Annotated in this window: 13 protein-coding genes and 2 pseudogenes; 5 read left to right on the top strand and 10 right to left on the bottom strand. The window is 68.9% G+C overall.

Annotated elements, in window-relative coordinates:
* The first annotated feature begins 30 nt into the window (after positions 1 to 30).
* Entirely contained in the window at positions 31 to 678 is a 648-nt protein-coding gene (locus tag ABZV94_RS10570) for a DUF4232 domain-containing protein (RefSeq protein WP_356339411.1), read from the top strand.
* Between the two features lie 376 nt (positions 679 to 1,054).
* Here ABZV94_RS10570 and ABZV94_RS10575 read toward each other — a convergent pair whose 3' ends face one another.
* Together ABZV94_RS10575 and ABZV94_RS10580 are read right to left on the bottom strand one after the other, a co-directional pair.
* Positions 1,055 to 2,062 carry an aldo/keto reductase gene (locus tag ABZV94_RS10575; RefSeq protein WP_356339383.1) on the bottom strand — a complete coding sequence of 336 codons (1,008 nt, stop codon included), beginning with the start codon at positions 2,060 to 2,062 and terminating at the stop codon, positions 1,055 to 1,057.
* Between the two features lie 83 nt (positions 2,063 to 2,145).
* Complete coding sequence (locus ABZV94_RS10580; protein ID WP_356339385.1) at positions 2,146 to 3,063, bottom strand: SDR family NAD(P)-dependent oxidoreductase; 918 nt, start codon at positions 3,061 to 3,063, stop codon at positions 2,146 to 2,148.
* Positions 3,064 to 3,130: 67 nt separating this feature from the next.
* Between ABZV94_RS10580 and ABZV94_RS10585 the strand changes: the two genes are divergently transcribed.
* Complete coding sequence (locus ABZV94_RS10585; RefSeq protein ID WP_356339388.1) at positions 3,131 to 3,886, top strand: TetR/AcrR family transcriptional regulator; 756 nt, start codon at positions 3,131 to 3,133, stop codon at positions 3,884 to 3,886.
* 481 nt (positions 3,887 to 4,367) lie between these two features.
* Here ABZV94_RS10585 and ftsH read toward each other — a convergent pair whose 3' ends face one another.
* Both ftsH and ABZV94_RS10595 read right to left on the bottom strand, forming a co-directional pair.
* Positions 4,368 to 6,311 (bottom strand): ATP-dependent zinc metalloprotease FtsH, encoded by a 1,944-nt coding sequence (ftsH, locus tag ABZV94_RS10590; protein ID WP_356339390.1) that lies wholly within the window; start codon positions 6,309 to 6,311, stop codon positions 4,368 to 4,370.
* A gap of 46 nt (positions 6,312 to 6,357) precedes the next feature.
* Positions 6,358 to 6,798 carry an SPW repeat protein gene (locus ABZV94_RS10595; RefSeq protein WP_356339392.1) on the bottom strand — a complete coding sequence of 147 codons (441 nt, stop codon included), beginning with the start codon at positions 6,796 to 6,798 and terminating at the stop codon, positions 6,358 to 6,360.
* A 201-nt stretch (positions 6,799 to 6,999) separates the two neighbouring features.
* Between ABZV94_RS10595 and ABZV94_RS10600 the strand changes: the two genes are divergently transcribed.
* Positions 7,000 to 8,172: a TDT family transporter gene (locus ABZV94_RS10600; RefSeq protein ID WP_356339394.1), complete on the top strand. Its 1,173-nt coding sequence runs from the start codon at positions 7,000 to 7,002 to the stop codon at positions 8,170 to 8,172.
* 57 nt (positions 8,173 to 8,229) lie between these two features.
* Here the strand turns inward: ABZV94_RS10600 and ABZV94_RS10605 are convergent, their stop codons facing one another.
* From ABZV94_RS10605 to ABZV94_RS10615, 3 genes are all read right to left on the bottom strand, one after another.
* Positions 8,230 to 9,132, bottom strand: a complete 903-nt coding sequence (locus ABZV94_RS10605) for an SAM-dependent methyltransferase (RefSeq protein WP_356339396.1) — start codon at positions 9,130 to 9,132, stop codon at positions 8,230 to 8,232.
* Positions 9,129 to 9,803 carry a helix-turn-helix domain-containing protein gene (locus tag ABZV94_RS10610; RefSeq protein ID WP_356339398.1) on the bottom strand — a complete coding sequence of 225 codons (675 nt, stop codon included), beginning with the start codon at positions 9,801 to 9,803 and terminating at the stop codon, positions 9,129 to 9,131. The genes ABZV94_RS10605 and ABZV94_RS10610 overlap by 4 nt, the downstream gene beginning before the upstream one ends.
* Before the next feature lie 61 nt (positions 9,804 to 9,864).
* The gene (locus ABZV94_RS10615) at positions 9,865 to 10,533 is read right to left on the bottom strand and encodes a hemerythrin domain-containing protein (RefSeq protein WP_356339401.1); all 669 of its coding nucleotides are present in this window, start codon (positions 10,531 to 10,533) and stop codon (positions 9,865 to 9,867) included.
* Between the two features lie 232 nt (positions 10,534 to 10,765).
* Here ABZV94_RS10615 and ABZV94_RS10620 point away from each other — a divergent pair, with 232 nt between their 5' ends.
* Together ABZV94_RS10620 and ABZV94_RS10625 are read left to right on the top strand one after the other, a co-directional pair.
* Positions 10,766 to 11,215 (top strand): nitroreductase family deazaflavin-dependent oxidoreductase, encoded by a 450-nt coding sequence (locus ABZV94_RS10620; protein ID WP_356339404.1) that lies wholly within the window; start codon positions 10,766 to 10,768, stop codon positions 11,213 to 11,215.
* Between the two features lie 741 nt (positions 11,216 to 11,956).
* On the top strand, positions 11,957 to 12,805 hold the full coding sequence (locus ABZV94_RS10625) for a PrsW family intramembrane metalloprotease (RefSeq protein ID WP_356339406.1): 849 nt from the start codon (positions 11,957 to 11,959) through the stop codon (positions 12,803 to 12,805).
* Here the strand turns inward: ABZV94_RS10625 and ABZV94_RS10630 are convergent.
* The 3 genes and pseudogenes from ABZV94_RS10630 to ABZV94_RS10640 form a co-directional block, all read right to left on the bottom strand.
* Positions 12,793 to 13,366: pseudogene (locus ABZV94_RS10630) on the bottom strand (hypothetical protein); the annotation flags it as partial. The gene ABZV94_RS10625 and the pseudogene ABZV94_RS10630 overlap by 13 nt on opposite strands.
* Before the next feature lie 179 nt (positions 13,367 to 13,545).
* Positions 13,546 to 14,031: an MEKHLA domain-containing protein gene (locus ABZV94_RS10635; protein ID WP_356339408.1), complete on the bottom strand. Its 486-nt coding sequence runs from the start codon at positions 14,029 to 14,031 to the stop codon at positions 13,546 to 13,548.
* Positions 14,024 to 14,136 (bottom strand): annotated as a pseudogene (locus ABZV94_RS10640) (ketol-acid reductoisomerase); the annotation flags it as partial. The gene ABZV94_RS10635 and the pseudogene ABZV94_RS10640, both read right to left, overlap by 8 nt.

Below are 14,136 nucleotides of genomic sequence, written 5' to 3' on the forward strand. Positions count from 1 at the left end.
GACACATATTTAGGAGTTTTCATGGTGCGGATGTCCTGCCACTCGTCCCGCACGGCGCTGTTCGCGAGTGCCGCCTCGCTCGCCGCGCTTCTGACCGCGTGCGGCAGCAGCGGCGACGCATCGACGGCGTCCTCCGGGGCGCCCGCGCCGAGTGCGGCCGCTGCGACCGGGACCGGCGTCGGGAGTCCCAGCTCGGACGCCCCGGCACCCCAAGGGACGGTGCCCGCCGCAACCGGTGGGGTCGCGAGCGGATCGGCCGGCAGCCGGTGTCACACGTCGCAGTTGCGTGCCTCGCTCGGCACGGACAGCCCGGGAGCGGGCCAGGAATACTTCCCCGTCGTGCTCACAAACACCTCCGGCCGCACTTGCACGGTGGCCGGCTTCCCAGGAGCGGCGTTCATCGACGATGCGGGCCGTCAACTGGGACCCGATCCGGCCCGGGTGGCGGACCGTGCGTCGCTCATCACCTTGGCACCCCGACAGAGCGCGTGGTCGGGGCTGTCCTTCACCAACCCGGAGGTCAGCGGAGCGAAATCGGCCAAGCCCGCCTGGCTGCTGGTGACTCCGCCCGATGAACGGGACTTCCTGCGGGTGCCGTGGACCGGCGGCACCGTCCCGGTGTCGGGGACGGCCTCGCAGGCGTCCCTGACCGTCCTCGCGCCTGGAACCGGAGCCTGAGCCACGAGGAAGTGTCCCGCCCCCGCGCAGAGGAGCACTGGGCAGGAGGATCACGCCGACGCCCGGCGGTGACAGACGGTGAACGCCACCGGTGGTGCCGTGTGGTGGTCACCGCTGGCGCCCGGCTCGCATGCCGTATGGCCCGGAGGTCGACCGGCTGACCGTGGTACCCAAGACGTGGGCACACGGCCAGCGGCCACCGAGATCCGCCTTTCCCGCCGTGAGGACGGATGGGCCGTTCACTGGTTCTTCCCTCGCCTGCCGCTTCCCGACCACGACACGATCGCCGCCGACCGCGTGCGGCAGCGAGCGTGAAGGCCGCGCCCGTCCCCGGGGGAGGCAGGGGCGGGCGCGGTGCTGCGGGCGGGCGTATGGTTCAGCGCTCGCTGTCCAAAGTGGCCATCATCGGGGCGGCGTACCGGTCGCCCGCGGCCGCACCGGCCGGGATCGCCTCCTCGATCTCCTTCAGCGCCTCGGCGTCGAGATGGAGGGTGGCACCGCCCACGGATTCCGCGAGCCGCTCCCGCCTACGGGCGCCGACGAGCGGGACGATGTCCTCGCCCTGGGCCGCGACCCAGGCGATGGCCACCTGGCTGGTGGTGGCGCCCAGGCGCGACGCGACCCGGCCAAGGGCCTCGACGAGACGCAGATTGGCCTCCAGGTTCTCGCCCTGAAAGCGCGGCGAGTGGGCGCGGAAGTCGTTGTCGCTCAGTTGACGCGAGGGCGACCAGTGGCCGCTGAGCAGGCCCCGCGAGAGTACGCCGTAAGCCGTCAGGCCGATGCCCAGCTCTCGCAGTGTCGGGATGATCGACCGCTCCGGGCCACGAGACAGCAGCGAGTACTCGATCTGAAGGTCGCTGATGGGGGCGACCGCGGCCGCGCGGCGGATTGTGTCGGCGCCCAGTTCCGAGAGCCCGATGTGGCGGATGTAGCCGGCCTGGCGCATCTCCTCGAGCGCACCGACCGTCTCCTCGACGGGGATGTTCGGGTTGAGGCGGGCCGGGCGGTAGATGTCGATGTAGTCGGTCTCCAGGCGGCGCAGCGAGTACGCCAGCCGGTCCTTGACCGCTTCCGGCGAGACGTCATAGGGCACCGGTTGAAAGGCGCCGCCGGGGGTGCGGCGGGAGCCGAACTTGACGCTGAGCACCACGTCCTCCCGGCGCCGCTCGCGCAGGGCACGGGCGATGAGCATCTCGTTGGCGCCCGAGCCGTAGAAGTCGCCGGTGTCGATGAGGTTGATGCCTGCGTCGATCGCCGCGTGCAGCGTGCCGATGCTCTCGGCGTCGTCGGCCGGGCCGTACAGGTCCGACATGCCCATCGCGCCCAGGCCGATGGTGGATACCTCGGGGCCCGACGTACCGAGCTTGCGCCGACTCACAGTCATGACGGTTCTCCTTGGTCAGGTGTGATGTGTTCGATGGGACGAGAATGAGGGGTCTTGCCGCGGCGAACGCGGGAGGACGTGGTTCAGATGCGGTCGAGCAGCCGGGTGACACCCATCCGGCGGGCCAGGCGCAGCCGCAGTTCCTCGGCAGCGCCGTTGATGATCTCGGCGCCGTAGTCGGAGCCGTCGGCGACGGTCCGGCGCGGGCGCTGTCCCACGGGCAGGCGGACGATCCGGACGACCTCGTCGGCGACGATCTGCGGGTCGGCGCTCACGCCGTTCACCATCATCCGCTCGGTGTCCTCGCCCATCGAGGCGAGGAAGGGGGCGATCTTGTCGTACGCGGCCGTGCGCTCGGTGTCGGCGGGGAAGGCCGCGTTGGCGAAGTGCGCGGTGCCGTGGGTGAAGACGCCGGGCATGAGGATCGTTGTCTCGATGCCGTAGGCGGTGACCTCCCAGGCGGTCGACTCGGCGAAGGCGTCGAAGGCGGCCTTGGCGGCGGTGTACGGCGCGAGGAAGGGCGGGATGGCGCGGGTGGTGCCGGAGCCGATCCAGAGCAGCAGGCCCGACTCCTGGCGGCGCATCACGGGCAGGACGGCGCGGTTGACGCGCAGGGCGCCCACGGCGTTGACGTCGAAGGCGCGCAGCACCTCCTCGGGGCTGAACGCCTCGGTCACACCGACCAGCAGGTGGGCGGCGTTGTGCACGACGACGTCGATGCCGCCGGCCTGCTGCACGACCTGCTCGACGGCCGCGGTGGCCGACTCCTCGGACAGCACGTCGAGTTCGACGACCGACAGCTCGCCGGGGGCGCCCTTGGCCTGGTCCACGAGGGCCTGCGCCTTCTCGGCGTTGCGACCCTGCGGATCGCGCATCGAGGCGAAGACACGGTGGCCGGCCTGGGCGAGGGACACGGAGGACAAGGCCCCCATGCCGGTCCCGGCACCTGTGACAAGAACGGTGTGTGGCACGTCAGCGGACACTACTTCCTCCCCGACCATCGATCACGGACTTGATACATCAACGATAACACACCGTCGCTCACGGACAAGCGTTATCATCGATTTCATGACAGCAATCGACACGACTCCCCAACCGCGGGAGCGCATCCTGCGGGCAGCGGCCGACCTGCTAGCCGAAGGCGGACGGGAGGCGGTCTCCACCCGTTCCGTCAGCGCGGCCGCCGGGGTACAGGCTCAGACGATCTATCGGCAGTTCGGCGATATGCGGGGCCTGCTGGACGAGGTGGCCCGACGAGGGCTGGAGAGGTACCTCGCCGACAAGCAGGCCAATCTGGCCACCGGCGACCCGGTGGACCAACTGCGCCGGGGCTGGGACCTGCACGTGGCCTTCGGCCTCGCGAACCCGGCCCTGTACCGGCTCCTTTACACCGACCATCGGCCCGGCGAGGGCGCCGCTGCGATGAACGAGGCGTACGGCATGCTTCAGCAGTTGGTGACACGCGTCGCGGAGCAGGGCCGGCTGCGCACTGACGTGGACGCTGCGGCGGCGATGATCCAGGCCACCGGCATCGGTGTGACGGTGACGCTGATCGGCGCTCAGCAGGCCGGCCGCCTCGGCGAGCAGGAGGGCCTGTCGGAGCGCACCCGGGAGGCCGTACTGGCGGCTCTGGTCACGAACCCGGAGCCCGCTGCGGCGGCCGAGGGCACCCGAGCGGCCCGGGGAGCCCGTTACGCCGTAGCCCTGAAGGCCTTGCTGGACGAAGGCGAGGACGACCGGCCGTTCACCCCGGGCGAGCACCTCCTGCTCTCGGAATGGCTGACTCGCCTTTCCTCCGCCGCGACGCCGGGCGGCATCGACTAGCCCCGCGCCCACCCGCGCCGGACGACGACCCCGGTGCGGGTCCGCGGCCTGCACCCGCGCCCGCCGCCGCCCCGGCGAAATCCGGCCCAGCACCGTGTACTCCACCACGCGACACACCCCACAACTCACGGTCACCGGCGCAGGACACCGACGCCAGCCCATGCTCCGCAGCAGGACGAACTCTTCCTCTTCTCGAAGCGGCGCCCCCGGCCGCACGCCACGTCCGTCCGCTGTCCCATCCCCGCACCCGCGGGGACCCCGCTCCCGGCGGCACCACCTCTCCCGCCTCCGCAGCGAAACCCGTACAGGGCCACGGCCCGGCACGGCCGCCTGAAGGAATTCGCCAAGCCCTCCCTCACCGGTAGCCACCCGCCACCACACCGGTGTCGGCACCAGCCTCCGCGCGGCAAGCCCGCTGCACCGCCGGACGTCGTGGGGTGGCCCGTGATGGGGACCCGACCGCTGCCGGCAGCGCCGCACATCACCGCTCGCTTGCCGCAGACGTGGGCGGCACGCCCGCAACCCGGTACGCGTCCGGCTCATCCAACGTCTCGTGCTCCAGCAGCGCGAGGGCCAGGGCGTCCAGCTGGCCGCGGTGGCCGATCAGGGTGCTGCGGGCCTCCTCGTAACACTCCTCGACGATCCGACGCATCTCCGCGTCGATCACGTCCAGGGTTCGAGGTGCTGCTGACTGGCCGTACGGCTGCTGGCCGTCCGCCGGCAACGCCGACAGCCGGCCCACTTTCTCGCTCATCCCCCAGCGACCGACCATGCTCCGAGCGATGCGGGTGACCTGCTCGAGATCGTTCTCCGCACCGGTCGTGACGACCCCGAAGACGACGTCCTCGGCTGCCATCCCGCCCAACGCACCGATGATGCGACCACGCAAGTACTCCTCGCTGTAGGCGTACTTGTCGGCGTCCGGTGTCGAGAGCGTGACACCAAGAGCACGGCCGCGCGGCACGATCGTGATCTTGCGTACCGGGTCGGCACCCGGTTGCAGCATGCCCAGCAGCGCGTGCCCGCTCTCGTGGTACGCCGTGCGCCGCCTCTCCTCCTCCGGCATCACCAGCGGCCGCTCGGCGCCCAGCTGCACCTTTTCCAGCGCCTCGGAGAAGTTCTGTTGCGTGACCCGCTCCTGACCGTGCTTCACCGCGAGCAGCGCCGCCTCGTTGGCGAGATTCGCCAACTCGGCGCCGGTCATACCAGGCGTCGAGGCCGCGATCCGCGGGAGGTCGACATCGGCTGCGAGCGGCATCGCGCGGGTGTGGATGCGCAGGATGGCCTCCCTGCCGCCCCGGTCCGGCGGTACGACGCTCACCACGCGGTCGAACCGCCCCGGCCGGGTCAGCGCCGCGTCCAGGACGTCGACCCGGTTGGTCGCGGCGACGACCACGACGCCCTCGGATCCGGAGAAACCGTCCATCTCCGTGAGGATCTGGTTGAGCGTCTGCTCCCGCTCGTCGTGCCCGCCCAGCCCCGAGCCGTCCCGCGACCGCCCGATGGTGTCGATCTCGTCAATGAACACGATCGAGGGAGCGACCTTGCGAGCCTCGGCGAACAGCTCCCGCACCCGGGATGCGCCGACACCGACGATCATTTCCACGAACTCCGAAGCCGAGGCCGAGAAGAACGGCACCCCGGCCTCCCCCGCGACGGCCCGCGCCAGCAGCGTCTTGCCGGTGCCGGGCGGACCGGCAAGCAGCACACCGCGCGGCATCTTGGCACCCAGTCGCCGATAGGCGCCGGGGTTCTTCAAAAAGGCGACGACATCGTTCAGCTCACCCTCCACCTCGTCGATGCCGGCCACATCGGCAAAGGTCGTGCGCTTGCCGCCTGGCTCCAGCCCGACCGGCTTGGGAGGCTTGCGACCGAGTACACCACCCAGTCCGCCACCTGTTCCCCCGCCCATGCGCCGCGCGACGAACAGCCAGACAGCGATCAGCAACACCGTCGGCAGCAGCGACACCAACAGGGTCTCCCCGAGGCCCGGCCCCTGTGTCAGCGGCTCGGCGGCCACGGCGACATTTCGCCGGGTTATCTCCTCCCACAGCTGCGCGTCATCGGCGAAGGCCGGCTTGTACGTCTTGAAGTGCGTGTACGTGTCGCCTTTGCCGCCGCCGGGCACCTCGGCCGACCTTTTGAGCGTCCCCTGGATCTCGGATCCCCGCGAGTAGACACTCTCCACATTGCCCGCGTCCAGTTGCCGCGTGAAAACGGTGTAGTCGACCGAGGTCGTACCGTCCCCGCGCACATTGCTGTAGAGCAATCCGAACGCGGCATAGACGACCAGCAGGACGATCAGCTGCACCAGGCAGCCACGGCCCGATCGCCATCCGTCCGGCGCCGGATGGGGCCCGCCCGGTACTCCTTCGGTGCGCCAGTCCTGACGCGGGTCGTGGCGCGGCGGAACGGGATCGGTCATCGTGACCCTTCTCCTCGGAGCGGTGCGCACACGGCGCACCGCCAGATCAAAGAATGCGGTTGGCACGGCGGACCATGGCCAGGGACACCAGTCCAAGCGCCAGGACCAGCACGCCGAGGACCACCCCGTCGAAGGCCGCGGGACGGCTGGGATGCCGCCCCACCGCCCAGGGCGACGCGCCCATCCAGAGCCCCACTAGCACAAGGGCACCGCTCATCCCGGTCATCCGCTCCGGGGCCACCGTGAAGCCCAGAGCCAGAAGGCAGGTGGCAGCGCCCACGATGAGGTTGTGCACGGCGAGATCGCTGCTGCGCGCGGCGAAGTGCAGGATCCACGGAGAAGCGGCGTAAAACAGTCCGACCAGGAAGACCGGCCCGTTGAGCAGGGCAACATCGTGCGCCCCGAGCACACGGGCATAGCGCTCGCGCATCTCGAAGGCGTCAGGGTGGTCCGCCATGTCGTCCTTACGGTGTGGGTAGCCAGGCATCCGAGGCCTCCTCATTTCTGGCCGAGACCTCATGTTGTCGCGCAAACCGACACCCAGGCATCACACATTCGCGCGATAAGCAACCGTTCAGCGGGCTTGTCGTTGTCACACAGAACTCATATGGGCTCATAAATTCCCTTTATGGGCTGATACAGCTGAACCCACTACCGGCGCCCGGCCCTCTGGTCGAATGTTCTTCGCATGACCATGTCTTTCACGCCGACCGCCCGTACGCCACACATGCACCGCTCCTCCCGCCGGTTCCTGCGGGATCTCGACCGGCCCACCGACCTGTTCCGGGACCTCGGACCCAACTGGTACGCCTCGGTGATGGGAACCGGCATCGTCGCCAACGCTGCCGGACTCCTGCCCTTCCACGTAGCAGGACTGCGCGCATTCGGCACAGTCGTATGGGCTCTCGCCTCGGTGATCCTTGTGGCGCTGACCGTCGCCTGGGCCGTGCACTGGGTCCTGCACCGCGACATCGCCCGCCTCCATGCTCACCATCCGGTGATGTCCCACTTCTGGGGCGCCCCGGCCATGGCCCTCATGACGGTCGGTGCCGGCACTCTGAGCCTGGGCGGCGACTGGATCGGCACGGGCGTGGCGGTCCGTGTCGACTCGGTGCTCTGGGCGGCCGGCACCCTGCTGGGGCTCGTCACCAGTGTCTGGATCCCGTATCTGGCAATGACCGAGCACGAGGCTCGGGAAGACTCTGCGTTCGGTGGCTGGCTGATGCCAGTGGTCCCGCCGATGGTGTCCGCCGCCACCGGCGCGGCCCTCGTGTCGCACGTGCCCGCCGGTCAGGAGCGATTGACGCTGCTGCTCGCTTGTTACGCCATGTTCGGCATCAGCTTGTTCAGTAGCATCATCATCATCACCCAGTTGTGGAGCCGGCTCGTGCACCACAAGCTCGGGCCCGCCGCAATGGTGCCCACCCTGTGGATCGTCCTCGGCCCGCTGGGCCAGTCGGTGACGGCGGCGAATGCCCTCGGCTCTGTGGCCCATCTCGCCCTGCCGGCGCCGTACGCGACGGGCGCCGCCGTCTTCGGCGTCGTCTACGGCCTGCCCACATGGGGGTTCGCCATGATGTGGCTGGCCCTCGCTGCCCGCCTGACCCTGCGTACCGCGCGTCGGCACATGCCCTTCGCGTTGACCTGGTGGAGCTTCACCTTCCCCGTCGGCACGTGTGTCACTGGTACCTGTCTGCTGGCGGCCCGCCTGCACTCGGACGCCCTGGACGTGGCGGCCGCGGGCCTGTACGCGCTGCTGCTGGCGGCGTGGGCGGTCGTCGCCGTCCGTACCCTGCGCGGCAGCTTTTTCGGCACGCTGTTCTTGCCCCAGGGCCCCGCCCCCGCCCCCGCCCCTAGGTGAGCCGACGCCCGTGGGGCGAGCTGTTGCCACCGGACGAGCCCCGGGACCGGCCGGGGCTCAGTTCCCGTGCCGACGCCTCCGGTACCCCATCACCCAACGGGCACAGGCGATCGAGTCGTCAGCGCCGGCGGCCGGACCCCGGCCGTACTGTTCAGTGAACCGATCGACGGACTCCTCGGACATCTCCCAGCCCGCCGCGGCGAGAGCACCCGCGGAGTCCGGTCGGGCGTCATCGCTGAAGAGCCCGCTGAGGTGGACACCTACGCGCTGTTCCATCTGCGCGTACAGGGAATTGGCGCGGATCTTCGCGGCGTCGTGCGCCTGGAGGATTTCATATGCGAGAGCACTGCCCGGCGCGGACAGGACCGACACTGTCGCCAGCAGGCTCCGTTCTACGAGACCAGGCATGTAGGGGATGACCCCTTCGATCACCCACGCGGTGGGCCGCGCCGGATCGAACCCGGCCGCGCGCATGTTTCGAGCCCAGTTGCTCTCCAGGTCAGCGATGACATGCTGGTGCGCCACGGCCGCCCGCGCGCCCATGGCATCGAGGACGTCCTGCTTGAAGGCGAACAGATCGAAGCGGTCGACCTCGTACACCACGCAGTCCGTCGGCCAGTCCAGACGCAGCGCCCGGGTGTCCAACCCCGCACCAAGCATGACCAGTTGCCGGATTCCGCCGTGGTGGGCGCAGTCCTGGAGGAAATCGTCGAACACCCGGGTACGCAGGGCGAAGTACTGCTGGCCACGCCCCCACAACGGGCCCGCCTCCGCCTCCTCGACCTCGTCGGGGGAAACGGGCAGCCGCACCGGCGTCTCGGCGGCCCGCACGAAGAACTCGGCGTACGGGTCCGCGATCAACCCCTCCGGATGCCGGGTCTCAATGGCACGTGCCGCCGCCGCCACAAGGGCGGTCAGTGCGACACCGGCCGAGAAACGGGAGGTGGGTCCGTCGTTCATGCGCGCTTTGTTCCTTGAGTTTCCGGGACATTACCGTCTGCCTCGGGGCAGGCAGGATCCGCGCGGTACCGCAGCCCGTCCAGCAGCACGGTGAGGGCGAGTTCGCGCTGCGAACAGGTCAGGAAAGGGGAGACCGCTACGGACACGACGGTACGCAGGAACTCTTCGACCGCCAGTCCGCGCCGCGGGGGCAGGGCCGTGCCGGTACGCGCCAACAGGCTCCCGAAGGCGTCGGCCAGCGCTTGACGGCACTGCGCCAGCGCGGGCGCCCCGGCGCTGAACGTCTCGCGCATCGCGGCGTCAGTGGCGACGGCCCGGGCGAACCGGCGGAGCCAGGTCGCGCATGCCTCCCAGGCCTCATGAACGGGAGAGTCCGCCGAGGGTCCGACCGCACTCGCCCCGAGGCACAGTGACTCGACCGTGTCGGCCACGTCGTCTGCGTAGACCGCTGCCAGAAGGCTCGTACGCGTGGGAAAGTTGCGGTAGAGGGTGGCGATTCCCACTCCGGCCCGCCGGGCCACCGCTTTCAGCGGGGCCTCCGCGCCGTTCGCCTCGAACTCCTCACGGGCTGCGGCGACCAGGGCGTCGTGGTTCCGGACGGCGTCCAGCCGACGGGCACGGCGAGGCGGCGGATTGCCCGAAGCCGCCCGAGTACGCACCTGGTTCGTCATGGTGTCCTCCTCGGTGGGTACCGCCGCCGGCCGACCGCCGCATGTACCCCGCCCGATACGCTCAGCCAGCCGTGCCGTAGACCCTGCGGGCGTGGCGGGCGTAGGCCTTCGGCCCCAGGACGGGCATCAACAGCCGGGGCACCAACGGCGCAGTCGACAGCATCAGCCTGATGACCTCCTCGTCGGCGAGGGAGGCGAGCATGCCGAATACGATGGGCAGCTTGCTCTTGGGCAGCGCGTTGATCGCGTGGTCCCCCAATTCGTGCCACTCCGTGGCCGTCACATACTCCGGTACGATCGGCAGGACGTCACTCTCCTCGATTCCCAGATGCTCCGTAAGCAGGGCACCCAGCCGCTCGAGGGTCGCGGCGAACGCCTCACCGGACTCCTCGGTGGGCTGCTCCCTCCAGACCGCAAGCCGCGCCGTGGACTCCTCGAGCAGGGCCGCGACCTCTTCGTGCTGGCTTTCCAGAAGGTTCACCGTCTGGCCGAGCCTGTCGCCCGCACGCTCGAGGAGCTTGGGCCACAGCAGTTCGTCCTCACCCTTGTGGTGCAGGTGCAGGAAATCTTCGATGAGGCGTGCGTGGTCAGCGATGACGCTGGCCCGGTCGGTGTCGCCCGGAGTCACTTCCCTGACCAGTGCGGGCAGACGTGCGTAGCTCTGCCGAAAGGCCTCGTGCACGACCAGCATGTCGCGGACGTCGGCACGATCGGTGGAGGTGTGGGGCATGGCTGCACCTTCTGCTGGTGGGGGTAGGACGGCGAGGGCGCTCCGCTCACGTGAGACCGGGCACCTCATATGCCGACTCTGCTCAGGATCGACAGAAGTCTACTAGAGGTGCTTAGTCTGGATGCCCGGATTGACGTCATGAAGTGGTAGAGATTGACGTACATGTTAGTTGCTCACTTTGAAAGGCGGGGCACCAATGACAGAGCGTGATGCCGATCAGCCCACCGCTGACATGGACCTCAGCGTCATGCCGGACGAGGTATGGGTCCACGACCAGGCTCGGCTGGTGGCGGCTGCGACCGAGGCCGGAACGACGGACGCCATCGCCGTCGAGTTCGACGGCACCCGTGCCGAGTTGGTGATTCTGACCACACGCGGTGCCAGGTCGGGAAGATACCGTCAGACGCCGGTCATCCGGGTGGAGCACGAAGGCCGGTACGCCGCTGTCGCGTCCAAGGGTGGAGCGCCCTCCAATCCGGCCTGGTACTACAACCTCCTCGCGCACCCCGATGTCGAGATATGGGACGGCACCGAGCGCCGGCCCTACCGGGCACGGCCGACGACGGAAGCGGAGCGACAGGAGTGGTGGGACCGGGCGGTGCGCGCTTGGCCGTCATACGACGATTACCGCTCGAAGACTGACCGGACGATACCCGTCCTTCTGCTGGAGCCCGCGGGCTGAGAGGGCCTACCGCAAGGTCCCGCCCGAGTCAATCTGCTGGGTGTACCTGACACGTCTCTGCTCAACAAGCCTGCGGCTGCCTAAGATCTGATCTGGTGGCGTCGGCGCGGAGTTCCGCGCCGTCTCCGCCTGCCCCACTTGGGTCGGGTGCTGTCGTAGGGGGCGTCTATGTACAGGCCACTAGGCTCAAGCGGTAACCCGACCGGCGGATGCGTGCAACGGTGCGGCTCTCCGTTCAGCGCATCCGCCGGTCTCATACACGCTCTGTCGCGGCCTTCCGCGTGACCGCTTCAAAGCTTTTTCCGCTCACCGTCTCTCCTCAGCACGTTGTTGTACAGCCGACGCAGGTGCTTTCCGGCAGCACACGGGGCACCATCGCCACAGGGCTCACAACGGTCACGATGTTGCTGGTACGCCTGGTAAGCAGCTTCCCGCTCCCTCGTCCAGGTCGTCGAATTCAACTTGCCCGCCTTCCGCGCAGCGATCGAAGCGACTGAAGCGACCGAACTCCGAACAAGCGCGCCCAGACAGCGGGGATCCTCCACGGGTCCCACACAAAGGACGCACACGCGTGAAGTGTATGCGAGTCATCGAAGTAATGAGAGTTATACGATCCCAATCTTGGGCTGTCGTGACTGAACCTGACTCGGCGTGTTTGAGATCTTGACATGAACGTGTGATGCGAGTGGGCGCATGTGAGGGCACTCTCGGATACATCGTCGTCCGTCCGGGGAGGAAACCGTGTCCGTGTGCCTTACAGGAGAGCCGGCCCCCACGGAGCCGAGCCGGTGGCGCGCCATCGGTCGCCGCTGGGGTTGGCTCGCCGTACTTTTGATCGGTCTGCTGCTGTTCTGGCTCATCCACGCGGCGCTGATCTCCACCCAAAACCCCAATCTGGTGCCGGCCCTGATCTTTTTCGGGGCGGCCCTTGTCCCTGCGGCCTTCGTCAGCTTGGTGGCCGGCCGACGTCTGGACTTCGGGGTCGGCATGGGCGTGGTGGGGGCCACCGCGCTGGCCGGTGGCGCGATCGGTGTGACGACCGCCGGGTTCCTGGAGTACCGGACCCTGCTGCTGATGGACTTCTTGCCCATGGTCGCCGTGGGGCTGATCGAGGAGGCCGCCAAACTCATCGTTCCCTTCCTCCTTGTCCTCTTCCTCCGTGACCGGCACACCGGTGACGGACTGCTCATAGGAGTCGCCTCGGGCGCAGGCTTCGCCGTGTTCGAGACGATGGGCTACGCCTTCGTCGAACTCATCAACTCCGGCGGTGACCTGACGGCCGTCGACCATCTCCTGGTCGTCCGGGGCCTGCTGAGCCCGGCCGCCCACATGGCATGGACCGGGCTCACGGCCGCGGCTCTGTGGTCGGTGGCGACGGCACGGCACCACCGCAAGCGGGCCATCGCCGTGTTCATTGCGGTGTACGCCGTCGCTGTGGGCCTGCACACGGCGTGGGACAGCTTCAACAGCGACACGGCCTATGTGATCCTGGCAGCTCTCAGCCTGTGCTGCCTCATCTCCACGACACACAGACTGGCCGCGCCCCGCCCGGCGCGTGCCCGGCATCGCGTGCGGGCTTACGACGGCTGACACCATGAGGCGAGGCGGCGCCGTGGGCCGACTCGGTGGGTGTCTGTCGGCGGTCGGTGAGCCGGGTGATCAGCCGTCGTATCTCGGCGAGGCTGAGCCTTTGCCCGTGTCCCCTCTCGGGCTCGCAGGTCGGGCAGGCATGCATGAGCGAGCCATGGGTCAGGATCGTGTGGCGGTGCCATCCGGGGTAGCGGCGGACCTGGTGGTCGTCCAGTGGCCGGGCGACACTGCAGCGGGCGATCACCCCGTGCCGGCGGTCCTCGCGATGCCAGCACCTGACCGCAACGCCTGCCCAGTCATGATGTGCAGGCCAGGGGTTCCGGTTCCGCAGGAACGGCGCTTCCCTCCTTGCCTCGACAGACCGGGAAAGAGGCCGTGCACGGGGCGTTCGATCGCCCAGCGGGTGACGACGGTGTCGCCGACTGGTGTCCATGACGTGGAAAGCGTCCGCCTGCTCCAGCTCGGACCGCCAGCCGTTGCTGAAGCCAAGGCGGCGACCGCGATCACCCATCGGAACGGAACGCGATCGGCGACGGCACGGCGGGTCATCGCCTTGGCCACAGTCGTATGGGGTGCGAAGCCGACCCTGTCGTCGCCTCCGACCCGGCGACCTGGCAGTTTCCCGTCCGCCCGGGGGCGGTGCCAGAGTCCTGCCGCTCTTCGGTCACTCGACGGACATCGGGGTGGCCCGACGATACTCTCGTCCTCCGTTCGCCGTCACGTGGGCGCCGCGGAACCGGTCAGCTCGCCGCCGTGACGTCGGACCAGGACCCGAAAAGCGCGGCCTGGCCGTGCTTGTGCCCGTCCGCGTCCACCAGGTTCCACATGCGGACGTCCTCTATCCAGAAGTGACTGCCGTTCTTGCGGACCCTGCGGCCCCGATAGCCGTCCGCGAATCCCTGTCGGTTCACCGCAGCCACGAATGCGTCGCGGTCCTCCTGGGCGTCGGGTGCCGCGGACAGCCGGGAGGGCAGACGGGTGAACTCCTCCTCCGTGTAACCGAAGCAACGCTGTGCCGTACGGTTGGCATACACGAATCGAGGATCCTTCGAATTGTCGTGCGCGAGCAACCCAAACGGCGCCTCCTCGTAAAGCCAGCGCGCGGCCTCCTCGGCGTCCCCCCACATGCGCGGGACGAGGGGCACGCCCACCAAGCGCAGATGGCTGTCGAGCAGGAGAGCGGCGAAGTCGGCTCCGCGGGCGGTAGGTGCACCGGATTCAGGCATCGGCGTCAACCACCCAGCTCATCAGCTTGCGCAGCTGCTTGCCGGTGGTCTCCAGCAGGTGCTCGGAGTCCTGCTTCTTGTACTCGTTGTACTTCTTCAGGCCGC

The sequence above is a fragment of the Streptomyces sp. NPDC004658 genome (genome assembly GCF_040609555.1).
Lineage (GTDB): Bacteria > Actinomycetota > Actinomycetes > Streptomycetales > Streptomycetaceae > Streptomyces.

Coding starts and splice junctions, on each gene's coding strand:
- ftsH (WP_356339390.1), bottom strand. CDS start 6,311: ATGACCGATCCCGTTCCGCCGCGCCACGACCCGCGTCAGGACTGGCGC.
- ABZV94_RS10570 (WP_356339411.1), top strand. CDS start 31: ATGTCCTGCCACTCGTCCCGCACGGCGCTGTTCGCGAGTGCCGCCTCG.
- ABZV94_RS10610 (WP_356339398.1), bottom strand. CDS start 9,803: ATGACGAACCAGGTGCGTACTCGGGCGGCTTCGGGCAATCCGCCGCCT.
- ABZV94_RS10575 (WP_356339383.1), bottom strand. CDS start 2,062: ATGACTGTGAGTCGGCGCAAGCTCGGTACGTCGGGCCCCGAGGTATCC.
- ABZV94_RS10585 (WP_356339388.1), top strand. CDS start 3,131: ATGACAGCAATCGACACGACTCCCCAACCGCGGGAGCGCATCCTGCGG.
- ABZV94_RS10635 (WP_356339408.1), bottom strand. CDS start 14,031: ATGCCTGAATCCGGTGCACCTACCGCCCGCGGAGCCGACTTCGCCGCT.
- ABZV94_RS10605 (WP_356339396.1), bottom strand. CDS start 9,132: ATGAACGACGGACCCACCTCCCGTTTCTCGGCCGGTGTCGCACTGACC.
- ABZV94_RS10620 (WP_356339404.1), top strand. CDS start 10,766: ATGGACCTCAGCGTCATGCCGGACGAGGTATGGGTCCACGACCAGGCT.
- ABZV94_RS10615 (WP_356339401.1), bottom strand. CDS start 10,533: ATGCCCCACACCTCCACCGATCGTGCCGACGTCCGCGACATGCTGGTC.
- ABZV94_RS10580 (WP_356339385.1), bottom strand. CDS start 3,063: ATGGTCGGGGAGGAAGTAGTGTCCGCTGACGTGCCACACACCGTTCTT.
- ABZV94_RS10600 (WP_356339394.1), top strand. CDS start 7,000: ATGACCATGTCTTTCACGCCGACCGCCCGTACGCCACACATGCACCGC.
- ABZV94_RS10595 (WP_356339392.1), bottom strand. CDS start 6,798: ATGCCTGGCTACCCACACCGTAAGGACGACATGGCGGACCACCCTGAC.